General features: G+C 65.7%; 15 protein-coding genes. 5 read left to right on the top strand and 10 right to left on the bottom strand.

The window, feature by feature from the left end; genetic code table 11:
- Nucleotides 1-125: 125 nt before the first annotated feature.
- The 3 genes from I6F24_RS06400 to I6F24_RS06390 all read left to right on the top strand — a co-directional run bounded on the left by I6F24_RS06400 (nt 126) and on the right by I6F24_RS06390 (nt 1899).
- Nucleotides 126-530, top strand: a complete 405-nt coding sequence (locus tag I6F24_RS06400) for a DUF4260 domain-containing protein (protein ID WP_036027562.1) — start codon at nt 126-128, stop codon at nt 528-530.
- A 149-nt stretch (nt 531-679) separates the two neighbouring features.
- Entirely contained in the window at nt 680-1270 is a 591-nt protein-coding gene (locus I6F24_RS06395) for a hypothetical protein (RefSeq protein WP_036027564.1), read from the top strand.
- Between the two features lie 191 nt (nt 1271-1461).
- Nucleotides 1462-1899, top strand: coding sequence for a hypothetical protein (locus tag I6F24_RS06390; RefSeq protein WP_036027565.1), 438 nt, complete (start codon nt 1462-1464; stop codon nt 1897-1899).
- Between the two features lie 48 nt (nt 1900-1947).
- Here the strand turns inward: I6F24_RS06390 and blaOXA are convergent, their stop codons facing one another.
- The 9 genes from blaOXA to I6F24_RS06345 all read right to left on the bottom strand — a co-directional run bounded on the left by blaOXA (nt 1948) and on the right by I6F24_RS06345 (nt 10298).
- On the bottom strand, nt 1948-2766 hold the full coding sequence (blaOXA, locus tag I6F24_RS06385; RefSeq protein WP_074448157.1) for a class D beta-lactamase: 819 nt from the start codon (nt 2764-2766) through the stop codon (nt 1948-1950).
- A 74-nt stretch (nt 2767-2840) separates the two neighbouring features.
- Entirely contained in the window at nt 2841-3104 is a 264-nt protein-coding gene (locus I6F24_RS06380; RefSeq protein ID WP_036027569.1) for an EscU/YscU/HrcU family type III secretion system export apparatus switch protein, read from the bottom strand.
- Nucleotides 3101-4702, bottom strand: a complete 1602-nt coding sequence (locus I6F24_RS06375; RefSeq protein WP_036027571.1) for a flagellar hook-length control protein FliK — start codon at nt 4700-4702, stop codon at nt 3101-3103. The genes I6F24_RS06380 and I6F24_RS06375 overlap by 4 nt, the downstream gene beginning before the upstream one ends.
- A gap of 56 nt (nt 4703-4758) precedes the next feature.
- Nucleotides 4759-5550 (bottom strand): ATP12 family protein, encoded by a 792-nt coding sequence (locus tag I6F24_RS06370; protein WP_225151421.1) that lies wholly within the window; start codon nt 5548-5550, stop codon nt 4759-4761.
- A gap of 74 nt (nt 5551-5624) precedes the next feature.
- On the bottom strand, nt 5625-5882 hold the full coding sequence (locus I6F24_RS06365) for a hypothetical protein (RefSeq protein WP_311735310.1): 258 nt from the start codon (nt 5880-5882) through the stop codon (nt 5625-5627).
- Between the two features lie 83 nt (nt 5883-5965).
- Nucleotides 5966-7180, bottom strand: coding sequence for an RluA family pseudouridine synthase (locus tag I6F24_RS06360; RefSeq protein WP_225151420.1), 1215 nt, complete (start codon nt 7178-7180; stop codon nt 5966-5968).
- Nucleotides 7177-7494 (bottom strand): HigA family addiction module antitoxin, encoded by a 318-nt coding sequence (locus tag I6F24_RS06355; protein ID WP_057029643.1) that lies wholly within the window; start codon nt 7492-7494, stop codon nt 7177-7179. The genes I6F24_RS06360 and I6F24_RS06355 overlap by 4 nt, the downstream gene beginning before the upstream one ends.
- 66 nt (nt 7495-7560) lie before the next feature.
- A complete protein-coding gene (locus I6F24_RS06350; protein WP_225151418.1) occupies nt 7561-8895 on the bottom strand; it encodes a replication-associated recombination protein A in 1335 nt (444 codons plus the stop codon).
- The gene (locus I6F24_RS06345) at nt 8892-10298 is read right to left on the bottom strand and encodes a DegQ family serine endoprotease (RefSeq protein WP_036011123.1); all 1407 of its coding nucleotides are present in this window, start codon (nt 10296-10298) and stop codon (nt 8892-8894) included. Before I6F24_RS06345 ends, I6F24_RS06350 begins: the two co-directional genes overlap by 4 nt.
- Before the next feature lie 312 nt (nt 10299-10610).
- Between I6F24_RS06345 and I6F24_RS06340 the strand changes: the two genes are divergently transcribed.
- Nucleotides 10611-12224: an OprO/OprP family phosphate-selective porin gene (locus I6F24_RS06340; protein WP_225151416.1), complete on the top strand. Its 1614-nt coding sequence runs from the start codon at nt 10611-10613 to the stop codon at nt 12222-12224.
- Between the two features lie 159 nt (nt 12225-12383).
- On the opposite strand, the gene I6F24_RS06335 is transcribed toward I6F24_RS06340, so the two are convergent.
- A complete protein-coding gene (locus tag I6F24_RS06335; protein ID WP_057029641.1) occupies nt 12384-12758 on the bottom strand; it encodes a helix-turn-helix domain-containing protein in 375 nt (124 codons plus the stop codon).
- A 123-nt stretch (nt 12759-12881) separates the two neighbouring features.
- Between I6F24_RS06335 and I6F24_RS06330 the strand changes: the two genes are divergently transcribed.
- On the top strand, nt 12882-13895 hold the full coding sequence (locus I6F24_RS06330) for a zinc-binding alcohol dehydrogenase family protein (RefSeq protein ID WP_225151414.1): 1014 nt from the start codon (nt 12882-12884) through the stop codon (nt 13893-13895).
- Nucleotides 13896-13964 lie beyond the last annotated feature (69 nt).

Here is a 13964-nt window from a genome sequence, read left to right as displayed (position 1 = left end):
CTTAAGTGATGGGCGGGTTCTAACACGGCATTTTGCGGCCCGGAAAGCCGCTTTCGCCGTCGCAGGGCTGCCCTGCCGCAGCGGGAAAGCGCAAGGAATTACAAAGTTTTGCCCAGGAGGCGAGCGTGAGCGAAGGAACGGCCGAGACGGGCGCTGCGACAGGCGGCGTCAACATCCTGCTGCGGCTGGAGGGCCTCACCCTGTTTGCAGGGATGGTGACGCTCTATGCGGCCTGGGACGGGTCGTGGCTGGTGTTTGCGCTGCTGTTCTTCGTACCCGATCTGAGCTTCCTGGCCTACCTGTCCGACGCCAGGTTCGGCGCGATGGTCTACAACGCCGCCCACAGCTACTTGGTGCCGGTGGCGCTGCTGACGCTGGGCTTCGCCCTCGCCTCGCCCCTCATCCTCTCCATCGCCTTGATCTGGCTTGCCCATATCGGCATCGACCGGGCGCTCGGCTACGGCCTGAAATATTCCGCCGGGTTCGGCTTCACCCACCTGGGGCGGATTGGGCGGCAGAAGGATTCCTGACCTCACATTTGGCAGCCCGGCAGGTTGACCGGGCCGACCGATTCAGGCTTGCTCCGAGTCAGATCAGGCGCCGAATGTTGCGTGAGCCCAGTCGGTACGGCGGTGATCATCTGCCCTGGCTCCAGCGTCTACCTACTGGCATCACCGAGATGTCCGCGACGGTCGTCCCCTTGCCGCCGAACCCAGCGTCCGAAACGATCGACTTCCTGCGCCGCATGGCCGGCATGGTGTCGGGGCGGAACGGCGAGATGCTGCTGCGCGCAGCCAGCATGATCGAACAGCTCGGCCAGCGGGCGATGTCGGCCGAGCGGCTCTATCATCAGGCGCAGGAAGAGAGCACGCGGAACGCCGAGCTGCGCGAGTCCGCCGAACTCGCCTCCGACGCCATGGTCGGCCAGATCGCGGCGCTGCGGGCACAGCTCGCCGAGCTCACCGCCGCGACCGCAGCCGAGCGCGCCGCCTTCGATGCCGAGCGCGGCAAGCTGCTCGCGCTGATGCAGCATGCCGAGCAGCATATTGGCAAGCTCACGACGGAGCTGGACAGCTTGCGCGCCTCCGTCGACAGCTTCAACGAAACCGCGGTCTCGGTGCCGATCGAGGTGCTGCGGCTGGCGCGGACGCAGTTCGATTATCTCTCCAGCGGCTTTGCCCGGCGCGGCGATCCGATCTCGCAGGCCATGAGCGAGATCGGCGGCTTTGCGATTGACCGGGCGCTCACGGCAAAACCCGACAACGCCTGAACTCCGTCCCCGAAATCGTCGACTTTCAGCTCGAGCTGGACCGCCGGGTTGGCGCTCAGAATTGCCGAGGAGTTGCCGATGGCTGCGTGGTGTTGCCATGACGTCATCATAGCGGTGACACCGAAACCACTACAAGGCCGGGCGTTCGAAAGCGATATCAGCGCAGCAAGAACCCACGACCGGAGAGAACAATGTTCGTCGATATCGATAATGCATCACTCGCGATGGCAGGCTCGAGCCTGCCCGGAGATCAACCTATCTTCATGATCAATCTTCTCCGTTATCGGAATGAGGCCTTGTACCGGGACAAGTCCGAGCTTCCGGCCTGTTGCGGCCGCGAAGCCTATTTTACGCGCTATGTCCCCGCATTTCGCAAGATCGCGACTCCGCAAGGGGTCAGGCCAACTTGGCTTGGATCTGTCGGAGCTCTGCTGGTGGCCGCGCAAGGCGAAGCCTGGCACGACGCCGCAATCGTCCGTTACCCTGACTTCGCGACCTTTCGAGCGATCGTCTTGAGCTCCGATTACCGGCGTGAGGCCGAGCCCCACCGTTTGGCCGCGCTCGCCGATTGGCGCCTGATTGCGACGACCGAGGTTCAGGTGCCGGCTGATCTGCAACCGCGCGCTTAAGCTGACCGTGTGGGATCGGGTTGCTTCTCCATCAACCACACGGTCGCGCTAGATCGCGCCGATCTCGGCAAGGCAGGCTTGCATCAGCGTCATGCGAGCCTCGATGTGCCGTGGCTCTTTGCAATCCATGTTGAGCGCGAACACGGTATGTGCCTCGCCCTTCTCGGCCCAGCCGACCATCCAGCCGAGCGACGGCTCGCCGCGCTCGGCGCCCAGGAGACCGGATTTGGCGCGGATGACGGCGTCGCCGACCTTCGTCGCCGGCAGGATATCGGCAACGAGATCCTGGCTGCGCTTTGAGATCGGCAGCGCGCGGCGGCGCAGCCGGTCGACGAAATCGACCTGCTCGACCGGATCGATGCGCAAGGCCCCGGTGAGCCAGAACTGGTCGATGCCGCCGCCGATGTCGCGATTGCCGTAGTCGAACGCGTCGACATATTGCTGCATGCGCGCCTCGCCGATGCGGCGCGCGATCTCCTGATAGACCGGCACCGCGCTCACCGCGATCGCGCTGCGCAGCGTGTGATCCTTGTTCCAGGCCTCGATCGGGCGCTTGACGCCGTCCCAGGCAAACACGTCCTTGTCGGGGTCAGTGACGACACCGGCCTCGAGCGCAATCAGCGAGTTGGGAATCTTGAAGGTCGAGGCCGGCAACTTGCCCTCGCCCGAGCGCTCCTTGTCGCTGGCGACGATCAGATAGTCCTCGACCTTGTAGCCGACGAAGGTGCCCGACGTGCCGAGGTCGGTGAAGCGCTTTGCAAGAGCGTCGCGGATTTCATTGCGCGGCGGCGCGACATGGGCGCGCGCGCGTCGAGGCAGGATCGCGGTTGCGGCGAGGAGGCCGAGGGTGGAACGGCGGGTCAGCAAAAGCGATATCCGTGAGCAGCGAAAACCAGCGCGACCATGCAGCCGCTAAGTGTTGAAACGATGACAGGTTGTGTTTACCGCCCCCGGCCCGACAGCCGCAGCACGAACACCAGCACCTCGGCGACGGCCTTGTAGAGATCTGGCGGGATCTCGTCGCCGAGCTCGACCTTCGACAGCGCGCCGGCCAGAACCTCGTTCTCCTCGATCGGAATGTCGTGGGCCTTGGCGATCTCGACGATCTTCTCGCCGATCGTGCCCTTGCCCTTGGCGACGACGACGGGCGCGCCAGATCCCTTCTCGTAATGCAGCGCGATCGCGAGCTTGGAGGGATTGCTCATGTGGCGCGATCCAGGAAGTGGCCGGCGCGAGCGGGCGCCGGAGCCGGCGGCGTGCCGTCGCGGACCACGATATCGCCGGGCTTGAGCTCGGCCTTCGTCAATGCCTGGCTGAGCTCACCGATGCCGGCGCGGAGCTGCTGCGCCGTGACCGGCCGCTCCGCCCACATCCGAACGAAGGTCTTGTCGCCGTTCAGCGTGATCAGCGCATGCACGGGTCCGGCCGGCTCGACATCGAGCGAGAAGCGCGCGCGCCAGGCGCGCTTGGCGGGATCGTCCGACTCATTGCCGCCGTCGCGCGAGATCTCGAACTGCGCCATCGCGGTACCTTGCGGGGTCGCGAACGGAATCTCGAAATTCCACTGCGGCACGGCCGGATCGATGCGGTGGCCGCTGGCGTCGGTGCGATCGGGAAGCGAGGCAATTTGCAACAGCGTCTGCCGCGCGATCGCGGCATCGGTGTCATCGAGCAGACGATGCACGGTCGCAGCCAGCGGCGTATCCGGTGCGAGCGACGGCGCGGCGATGGACTGAGGCGCCGGCAGCGCACCGCGGACCGGTGGAGGTGTCGGGTGTGCGGCCGCCTCGAAGATATGGGCGTCCGGCACGGACTTGTTGGAGCCCGGCACGTTGCCGGTCAGGCGCGGCAGGTTTTCGGTGACCTCCTGCAGCAAGCTCGCGGCAAGGCCCCCGGACATGGTGCGCGACACCAAGGCTTGCGGATTGTTCCCCGCCGCATGGGCCAGCACGGCGACAGCGAGCGCGCCGCGCGACGCTTGCGCCGGTTGAGCGAGTTCCGGCGACGCCGCTTGGGCCGTTTCGCCCGCCAGCGCGGAGGCTGCGGTCTGCGTCGTGGCCGCAGCACTCGCCGGCAACGGCACAGCTGACGCAGTTGCCTGCGCCGCGCCGGAGGTCGATGCCAGGGTCTGGCGCAACACCAGCAGTGCGGCCTTCAAGTCCGGGATCGCGCCGGAGGACGGTGTCGTGCCTGCGGCCAATGACGACTCGAGAAACAATCCGGATTTCTGGAAGGCGGATTCGATATCACCGCCGTCGAGGGCGGTGTTGAGCGGCGTCTGCTGCGCCAGCACGTCGAGCACCGCCTGCTTCAGCCCGGCGGGCAGATTGCTGCTCGTCACGACGGAGGCCAGGTTGGCAAACAGCGGCGCCTGGCTGCCCTGTTTGGTCACGGCCCCGGCAGAGGCCGTTTGGACGGCGACCTGCTCGGACGGAGTGAGGGTGTTCCGTGCCGTCGCCACCGACGGCGCCAGCGGCGGGCTGTCCACCAGCGAGGCCGCGCGCGGGGTCAGCGTGACCTGATCTCCCGCCGCCTCGCCCGCCCCGGCCATGACTGCAAGGCGAATGGTGCCGTTGCTCTGCGAGACCGCGAGCTGGAGATTCTGCCCCGGCGTCAGCGCCACCTCCGACATCACGTCCATCGCCAGGTTGGCGATCGCGATCCGCACCAGATTGTCGGCGAGCACGCTGACCACCCTGGCATCGACGACACTGCCGGCTTGCAGCACGAGATCCGGCGTCGCCGCATCAGCCGGTCGGCTGGCAGCGTTGACGGGAGCGATGGGGGTGACCGGCGTCGGCATCTCGGCAGCCCTAGGGGAATGCTGGCTACCGTAACCGCTGCCTCGTAAACCTCTCGTTAACCTGGCACGGCCGGCGGCTTCACCGCCGCCAGAACCGTCGCAGCGGCCTGGAAATCCTTCAGGCGGGCGGCGCGGCGGGCGGCCGCCTCCTCGTCCAAGCCCCATTGCTCGACGTTCCAGTCCTCGTCGACATGGGCGGCGGCCCAGACCTGGTCGGCATCGCGCACGTCCTGGTCCAGCGCCAGCGCGAGCAGCGCCGATCCGGTCAGGGTGGTCACCATGTGGAGCGCGGCGACCGACCAGGGGTCGCCGGGCAGCGCGGCCCGTACGGCCTTCACCGCCTCGTCCGGCTGCTTCACGTGCATGACGCCTTCAGACAGGATGAAATGCGCACCCAGCGTCTGCGCCGCCCAGGACAGCACAGGATCCCAATGCGCGGCCTCCCGGGCGACCAGTCCCTCAGGATGGCCGGCACGATAGAACAGCAGGTCAGACTCGAAATATTTGGCGAGGTCGTCGCTGACGAGCTCGACGCGATCGACAACGCCCTCGACCACGCTGTTGGCGATGCGCGTCAACGGCATGGTCACGGGATCGATCGCCTCGCCTTGGGCGGACCATTCTGCGGCGACACTATCTGCGAGCGCGCGCGTCGGGATCACCAATTGGCGGCCGGAGGGCGTACGGATCGGCTTGCCGTCGAGAGTGATGGCGAAGCCGCCCTCGGCATCGACGACGCCGGCCTCCTTGTAGAAGCGCTTGCGCAGCGGCGCGCGCGCGGACGCGCGCGCCGATTCTCGGGGATCAGGCGGGAGCTGCCCCGCGGCTTCTTCGAACAATTCGCGCATGTCGTTTTCTTGTTCCTGTCGTCAGTCGAATTACCAGTGTCGTCACGACCTCGCCAGTAGGACCAGGAGTGCTGCTAGTTCGCACACATGCGCGCGTACGTGCCGCGATCGGCCGGCCCCAGTCCTGCGGCTGCGCCGTCGTGAAGACATTTCGTGACGCGATCGCTGAACGAATTGCGCGGGAGCGGCTGGTAATTGTAGCGCGGCGGCGCGTCAAACTGCGGAACCTTGGGCACCTCGATCTTCGGCGGCGGTGGCGGCGCAGGCAGCGGTGGAGCGAGCCGCGCGGCGTCCGGCGAGACATATTGCGCGCGGGCGGCCGGCTCTACCAACAGAGTAGCCAAGAGCGCAAAGCAGATCGACAATCGTCTCATGGGGGAACATGTCGTGCGCCAGCCGCCCCTATTCAACCTCACTATTCTTCAGGCGCGTTCTCGATCGGATCAAATCTGGTTGCGTCCAGACCCAGCAGGTTCCACGACTGCTGCATGTGCGGCGGCAACGGCGCGGTGGCGTCGATCACGCCGCCGCGCGGATGCGGGATGACGATCCGGCGTGCGAGCAGATGCAGCCGGTTCTGCAAGCCGCCCGGCAGCTGCCAGTTCTCGATGTTGAAATATTTGGGATCGCCGACGATGGGATGGCCGATATGGGCCATGTGGGCGCGCAGCTGGTGGGTGCGGCCCGTCACCGGCTTCAGCGACACCCAGGTCAGCTTGTTGCCGGCGGTCTCGACCACGGCGTAGTACGTCACCGCGTGACTGGCGCCCTCATCGCCATGCTGGGCGATGCGCATGATGGTGTCGTCCTCGCCCTCCTCCTTTGCAAGGAAGGTCGAGATGCGGCCCTGCTTCGGCTTCGGCAGGCCCGGCACCAAGGCCCAATAGACCTTTCGCGCCGAGCGCGAGCGGAACGCGCCGGTCAGGTGTGAGGCAGCGAAGCGCGTCTTGGCGATCAGGAGACAGCCCGAGGTCTCGCGATCGATACGGTGGACGAGACGCGGCTTCTGGCCCTTGGCATCGCGCATCACCTCCAGCATCTGGTCGATGTGCCGCGTCATCCCCGAGCCACCCTGCACGGCAAGGCCGGCCGGCTTGTTCAGGACGAGGACGTCGTCGTCCTCCCAGATCGTCATCTCCTTCAGCGCCTTCAGCGTCTTCTGCGCGGCCTCCGAGAGCTCGCCGACGACCTTCGGCGCATCGAGCTTGAGCGGCGGGATGCGGACGCTCTGTCCCTCCTCCAGCCGGTCTTTGCTGTCGACGCGCTTGCCGTCGACACGCAGCTCGCCTTTGCGCACGACGCGCTGGATGTGGGAGAACGACAGGCCGGGAAAGCGCGCTTCCAGGAAACGGTCAACGCGCATGTTGTTCTCGTCGGCCGTGACCGTGACGGTTTGCACCTTGGTCGGCAGCAGCGCCTCGATGGACTTTGCAGGCGCAGGCCTCTCCTGGACTGCTTTTGGCGGACGCCGCTCGGCGCGATCGCCGACAAAGCGCGGCGGCTTCCCGCCGGGCTTGCCGCCCGGACGCGGCCCGGCCTTCTTCGCGCTACGCGCCTGATGCGCCCGCGAGTCGTCGCGCTCGTCACGCGAACGCGGCTTTGGGTTCATTCTCTTGATGCGGCGACTCATGCGGTTTTTCCAAGCTTTCGCGTCGACTGCGCATTGGCGCGGCGGGGCAGCGACGCAACCTGCGCGCCCACCTCCTTCTCCGCCAGCCGCAGCTCATATTGCTGTTGCAGGTTCATCCAGAATTGCGGGCTGGTGCCGAACCAGTGACCCAGGCGCAACGCCGTGTCGGCGGTGATGCCGCGCTGCCCGTTGATGATGCCGGTGATGCGATTCACAGGTACGTCGATCTGACGCGACAGCTCTGCGGCCGAAATGCCGAGTTCGCGCAGTTCTTCGGCGAGATGCTCACCGGGATGTGTTGGTGTATGAGCCATGGGAGTTTCCCCGGCGAGTAGCAAGATTTACGCGTTACGTAAACCGTAAATATACGCCCTGTAGCCCTAAGTCCCGCCCCGCTCCTTGCGCAGCTTGGCCCAGTAATCCAGCCGCTTCCTGATCTCGCGTTCAAAACCGCGCTCGGGCGGGTCGTAGAAGGTCTGACGTCCCAGGGCCTCCGGAAAGTAGTCCTGGCCGGAGAAGGCGTCCGGCGCGTCGTGGTCGTATGCGTAGCCGGAGCCGTAGCCTTCCGACTTCATCAGCTTGGTCGGGGAATTGAGGATGTGCTTTGGCGGTAGCAGCGAGCCGGCCTGCTTGGCGACCTGCATCGCGCTGCCAAAGGCGGTGTAGACCGCGTTCGATTTCGGCGCGGTGGCGAGATAGACCACGGCCTGGGCGATGGCGAGCTCGCCCTCGGGATGGCCGAGGAAGTCGAAGGCGTCCTTGGCGGCATTGGCGATGACGAGCGCCTGCGGATCGGCCAGCCCGATGTCCTCGACCGCCATGCGCACGACGCGGCGGGCCAGGAACAGCGGGTCCTCGCCGGCGTCCAGCATGCGCGCGAGATAATACAACGCAGCATCGGGATCGGAGCCGCGCACCGATTTATGCAGCGCCGAGATCAGACTGTAGTGGCCGTCGGCCGATTTGTCGTAGATCGGCGCGCGGCGCTGCAGAATCTCCTGCAGCTGCGCGGCATTGAAAATCTCGTCCGCCCGCGCCGAACGCCAGACTTCTTCGGCGAGCGTCAACGACGCACGGCCATCGCCGTCGGCCATGCGCACCAGCACCGCGCGCGCCTCCGCATCGAGTGGCAGCTTCCTGCCCTCGACGGCTTCGGCATGCACGAACAGCTTTTCGATCGCGGCGGCATCGAGCGAGCGAAACACCAGCACGCGCGCACGCGAGAGCAACGCCGCATTGAGCTCAAAGGACGGGTTCTCGGTGGTGGCGCCGACCATGACGACAGTGCCGTCTTCCATCACCGGCAGAAAGGAGTCCTGCTGGGCGCGGTTGAATCTGTGCACCTCATCGACGAAGAGCAGCGTGCCCTTGCCCATCTCGCGACGGGCGCGCGCGGCATCGAACGCTTTCTTGAGGTCGGCGACGCCAGAGAACACCGCAGAGATCTGCTCAAAATGCAGATCCGTCGCGTCAGCCAGGAGCCGCGCCACCGTGGTCTTGCCGGTGCCGGGCGGGCCCCAGAACACCAGCGAGCCGAGCGTGCGCGTTTCCAGCATGCGCGTCAGCGCACCGTCCGGGCCGAGGATGTGATCCTGGCCGACGACCTCCGACAGCGCACGCGGGCGCAGCCGGTCCGGCAGCGGATGCGGAGCATCGTGATCGAGCCCCGCCGCAGCAAAGAGAGTCGGTGTCTCCGTTGGTCGCTTCGGACTCATCCGCCCAGCGTGACGTTGATCTGCTGGCCACCACGCACCAGCGTGATGCGCCAGATCCGTGCCCGTTCACCTGCAGCCTTCTCGAGGTCGCCGGTCTTGCTGATCTTCTGATTGTTGACGGCCAGGATGATGTCGCCCTTCTGGAAGCCGACACTCGCAGCCGCGGTATCGCCGCCGATATCGGTGATCACGACGCCTTCGGTGTCGGCATCCAGACGCAGCTCATCGGCGACGGCCGGCGTGATGGTCGAAACCTTCGCGCCCTGGAACGGCGAACGCGCGGTGACGACGAGCTCGTTGCGCCCGGTGTCGGGCGCGGTCTCCAGCGCTACCGTGAGCTTCACCGACTTGCCGCCGCGCTGCACGTCGAGCTGCGCGGTGCCGCCGAGCGGACGGGTTGCGAAGCGATAGTCGAAGGCGTTGGGATCATCCACGATCTGGCCGTCGATCCCGGTGATGAGGTCGGAGGATTTCAGGCCGGCTTTCGCCGCCGGACCGTTCGACACCACGCTCGCGACCAGCGCACCGGTCGGCGAGCGCAAGCCGAGGCTCTCGGCGATGTCGGGCGTCACCGCCTGCAATTTTGCTCCTAACCAGGGCCGCTTCACCGCCTTGCCGCCGCTCTTGGCGGAGGCGACGACGACGCGCACCATGTTGGCGGGAATCGCAAAGCCGATGCCTTGCGAGCCGCCGGAGCGCGAATAGATCGCGGTATTGATGCCGGCGAGCTTGCCACCCATGTCGACCAGCGCGCCGCCGGAATTGCCCGGGTTGATCGCCGCATCGGTCTGAATGAAGAACTGATAGTCGGTGATGCCCACTTGCGTGCGCGCCAGCGCCGAAATGATACCCTGGGTCACGGTCTGGCCGACGCCGAACGGATTGCCGATCGCGAGCACGACGTCGCCGACCAAGAGCTCATCGGAATTGGTGAAGTCCAGCGTCGGGAACTTCTCCTTGCTGTCCTTCAGGCGCAGCACGGCGAGATCGGTCCGGGAATCCTTGAGCAGGATCTCGGCCTCGAACTCGCGCTTGTCCGACAGCGACACCTTCACCTGGTCGGCGCCCTCGATGACGTGGACGTTGGTGACGACGAGGCCGGAGGCATCGACGATGACGCCGGAGCCGAGCGAGCGCTGCATCTGCTCGGGCTGCTGGCCCGGCACACCGAAGAAGCGGCGGAAGATCGGATCGTCCAGTAGCGGATTGCGGTTCTGCACCACCTTTGCGGCATAGACGTTGACGACCGCCGGCTGCACCCGCTGCACGATCGGCGCATAGGACATCCGCAGCTCGGCCGGCGACGAGGGGACCCGACGGTCCTGCGCAGCAGTCGGATTAAAGGTGGCCGAAAAGGCTACGCACAGCGCCGTAAGGGCGGCAGTCCAGGTCGCTCGAAACATTCCTACCTCTTGGAAAAGACGCCGGAATATAGGCGCGTTCGCCTCCCAATAGAAGGCCGCCGGCGGGCAATATTCGGTCCCTTCGCAGCCGTGTCCGGCATGCAAGGGTGCCGTGCGAATCGGCCATTTGCCCGGCGGCGGATTGGCATGATGTGCGTCATCTTGCATGGTGGTGTGAAGCGGATTCGGTTGCGGCGAATTTGCATCAGTGGGAACCCACGCAACCGCTCGCAGCGTCGCGGGGCAGTCATCGATCACACCTAGGCTCTCCGTTCGCGACTTGGGGAAAACAGTCAGATGATGGAGCGTAACGTGAGCAGAACAAGAATTGCGGCCACCGCGATTGGTCTCGCCGGCGCGCTGGCGGCCTCGCAGGCCCAGGCCCAGTCGGCAAGCAGCAGCGAGCAGGAGATCGCGCTGTTGAAGCAGCAGTTGAAGATGCTCGAGCAGAAGCTCGACAAGCTGCAGAGCCAGACCGCGGCGAACACGGCGGCCACAGCAAAGGCGAAAGTCGAGGCCAAGGCAGAGGCAAAGGCCGAGGCGCGCGCGGAGGCAAAGGCCGCGGTGGCCAATGCCAACGCGGCAATCCCCGTCAAGGGGCCGGCGCCGGCGTCCGGCGTCGTCGTGACGATGCCGAACAACCGGCCGACGATCTGCACCGCCGACCAAGCCAACTGCGTCGCCATCACCAGCCGCCTGCATTGGGATGTCGGCGGCTATGACTATCGTCCCAACACCGCGGCCACCGTGCCGCAAAAGCTCGATAGCGGCCAGAACGTCCGCCGCGCGCGCATCGGTGTCACCGGCAAGTTCTTCCACGATTGGAATTTCGCACTGGTCTACGATTTCGGCGGCTCGTCCGACGGATTTGGCGGCACTGCTCCGGGATCGCTGCCCGGCGGCGGCGTCTCCGGCGTCGAGAACGCCTATATCAGCTATACCGGCCTGAAGCCGTTCGGCGGCAAGATGGCGATCGAGGCCGGCATCATGGACCTGCCCTACACCATGGATGAAGCCACGAGCTCCAACGACATCATGTTCATGGAGCGCGCCTCGCCCGGCGTGATCGCGACCAACATCGCCGCCGGTGACTTCCGTTCCGCAGCCGGTGCGCGCTGGTTCAACGACCAGCTCTGGATCGGCGGCTATGTCACGGGACCGACGACCGGTGCGATCCATTCCGCCTCGAGCGCGGCGCCGCCCGGCACCAGCGAGCAATATGGTGCCGTGGCGCGCGTCGCCGGCAATCCGATCAGCACCAAGGACTACTCGGTGCATATCGGCGCCAATGCGCAATGGCTGATCCAGCCGCCGCGCAATCTCATCGCCAACACCCAGACGGTCACGCTCAGCGATCGTCCGGAATTGCGTCTCGACCCGACCACGCTGATCTCGACCGGCGCTATCGCCAATGCCTCGGGCGCGCAGGTCTACAGCGTCGAGGCGGCGGCGACCTACGGTCCGTTCATCGTCCAGGGCGAGTATTTCTGGTACAATGTCGATCGTACCGCCAACACGGCCGTGCCGCTGACGGGTGCACCGAGCCTGCAATTCCAAGGCGGCTACGCGCAGGCCGGCTATGTGCTGACCGGCGAAGGCCGCTCCTACAATGCGGCGAACGCGGCCTATAGCGGCGTCAAGCCGGCGCACCCGTTCTCGCTCGACGGCGGCGGCTGGGGCGCGTGGGAGATCGCAGGACGGTTCTCGACGATCGACCTCAACGATCAGCTCGCGACCGCGAGCGGCGTCGCAGGCGGCCGGCAGACCGTCTATACGCTCGCGCTCAACTGGTACGTCAACGGCAACGTGCGCTTCATGCTCGACTATCTGCACGGCACGGTGTCGCGACAGGCCTCGCCGATCTCGACCGCCGACGTCGGCTCGAAGTTCGACGCGGTCGCGATGCGTACGCAGTTCGCGTTCTGAGACTCTACACATCTCCCATTGGGAGAGGTCGCGCCGAAGGCGCGGGTGAGGGGTTACGTTCCATCGAGGATGACGGCGCCCCCTCACCCGAATTGCTTCGCAATTCGACCTCTCCCCGTCGGGGAGAGGTAACGAACCGCACCGCCTGTGTTCTCCAAATCACGCCGCGCGCTTCTTCTTCACGACCACGGGCGGCGGCGCGCAGGACAACCGCTCCTGGTGGCTCTCGCCCCAGGCCTTCAGGATGTCGATCACGGGCCTCAGGCTCTCGCCCAGCTCGGACAGGCAATACTCCACGCGCGGCGGCACCTCGGCATAGACCTTGCGGATGACGAGCTTGTCTTCCTCCAGCGCGCGCAGCTGCTTCGTCAGCATGCGCTGGGTGATGCCAGGCATCCGGCGGCGCAATTCGCCGAAGCGCTGGGTGCCGCTCTGCAGATGGTAGAGGATCACGCCCTTCCACTTGCCGTCGATCAGGTCCAGCGTCGCCTCGACCGAGCAGCCTGGACGGCGGGCGAAATTACGGCGTTTCATGCGGCCTTTTCCCAATAGTATCCAAACAGGGACTATATCCCCAAATTTACAGTACTTGCCAAATCGGAGCCAGAGCGACAGTTAGGGCAGCGGGCGAACAAAGCCATCTGATGGAGACACGCCATGAAAGCCGTCGGCTACAAGAAATCGCTTCCGATCGAGGACGCGGAATCACTGTTCGATTTCGAGACCGCTAAACCCGACCCCAAAGGGCGCGACATCCGCGTCGCGGTGAAAGCGATCTCGGCCAATCCGGTCGACTACAAAGTGCGCAAGCGCGCCGCCCCGCCCGAGGGCGAGACCAAGATCCTCGGCTATGACGCGGCCGGCGTGGTCGATGCGGTCGGGTCTGAGGTCACGCTGTTCAAGCCAGGGGACGAAGTGTTCTACGCGGGCTCGATCCTGCGCCAGGGCACCAACGCCGAATTCCATCTGGTCGACGAGCGCATCGTCGGCGCCAAACCGAAGAGCCTGTCGTTCGCCCAAGCCGCCGCTCTTCCCCTCACCTCGATCACCGCCTGGGAGCTGCTGTTCGACCGGCTCGGCGCAGTGCCGGGCAAGAGCGTCGATCCGCGTACCCTCTTGATCACGGGCGGCGCCGGCGGCGTCGGCTCGATCCTGATCCAGCTCGCCCGCCGCCTCACCGGGCTGACGGTGCTCGCCACCGCGACGCGGCCGGAGTCGCAGAAATGGTGCCTCGATCTCGGCGCGCATGCGGTGATCGACCATGGCAAGCCGATGAAGGAGCAGATCGAGAAATTGAAGCTGCCGCCGGTTGCGCTGGTGGCCAGCCTCACCTTTACCGACCAGCACTACAAGGCGATTGCGGAATTCATGGCACCACAGGGCAAGTTCGGCCTGATCGACGATCCTCCGGAGTTCACGATTGCCGCATTCAAGGGCAAGGCAATCTCGGTGCACTGGGAATCGATGTTCACGCGCTCCTCGTTCCAGACCCCTGACATGATCGCGCAGCATCATCTGCTCAATGATGTCGCCGACCTCATCGACAAGAGCGTGTTGCGCACCACGCTGGACCAGACCTTCGGCACAATCAACGCAGCCAACCTCAAGCGCGCGCACGCGCTGTTGGAGAGCGGCAAGTCGCGCGGCAAGATCGTGCTGGAGGGATGGTAGCTTTCGTCGGGTGGGCAACGCGCACTTGCGCAGTGCCCACCATCTCTCTCTAGTCGCGACAATGGTGGG

The organism is Bradyrhizobium sp. BRP23, from assembly GCF_020194135.1.
GTDB lineage: Bacteria > Pseudomonadota > Alphaproteobacteria > Rhizobiales > Xanthobacteraceae > Bradyrhizobium > Bradyrhizobium yuanmingense.
The sequence above is the reverse complement of the archived record's forward strand: the minus strand, read 5'-3'. Positions and strand labels throughout refer to the sequence as shown.

Bases quoted from the DNA above. Each gene is read 5' to 3' on its own strand.
- I6F24_RS06395 (WP_036027564.1), top strand. From the start codon at position 680: ATGTCCGCGACGGTCGTCCCCTTGCCGCCGAACCCAGCGTCCGAAACG.
- I6F24_RS06390 (WP_036027565.1), top strand. From the start codon at position 1,462: ATGTTCGTCGATATCGATAATGCATCACTCGCGATGGCAGGCTCGAGC.
- I6F24_RS06380 (WP_036027569.1), bottom strand. From the start codon at position 3,104: ATGAGCAATCCCTCCAAGCTCGCGATCGCGCTGCATTACGAGAAGGGA.
- I6F24_RS06375 (WP_036027571.1), bottom strand. From the start codon at position 4,702: ATGCCGACGCCGGTCACCCCCATCGCTCCCGTCAACGCTGCCAGCCGA.
- I6F24_RS06370 (WP_225151421.1), bottom strand. From the start codon at position 5,550: ATGCGCGAATTGTTCGAAGAAGCCGCGGGGCAGCTCCCGCCTGATCCC.
- I6F24_RS06360 (WP_225151420.1), bottom strand. From the start codon at position 7,180: ATGAGTCGCCGCATCAAGAGAATGAACCCAAAGCCGCGTTCGCGTGAC.
- I6F24_RS06355 (WP_057029643.1), bottom strand. From the start codon at position 7,494: ATGGCTCATACACCAACACATCCCGGTGAGCATCTCGCCGAAGAACTG.
- I6F24_RS06350 (WP_225151418.1), bottom strand. From the start codon at position 8,895: ATGAGTCCGAAGCGACCAACGGAGACACCGACTCTCTTTGCTGCGGCG.
- I6F24_RS06345 (WP_036011123.1), bottom strand. From the start codon at position 10,298: ATGTTTCGAGCGACCTGGACTGCCGCCCTTACGGCGCTGTGCGTAGCC.
- I6F24_RS06335 (WP_057029641.1), bottom strand. From the start codon at position 12,758: ATGAAACGCCGTAATTTCGCCCGCCGTCCAGGCTGCTCGGTCGAGGCG.
- I6F24_RS06330 (WP_225151414.1), top strand. From the start codon at position 12,882: ATGAAAGCCGTCGGCTACAAGAAATCGCTTCCGATCGAGGACGCGGAA.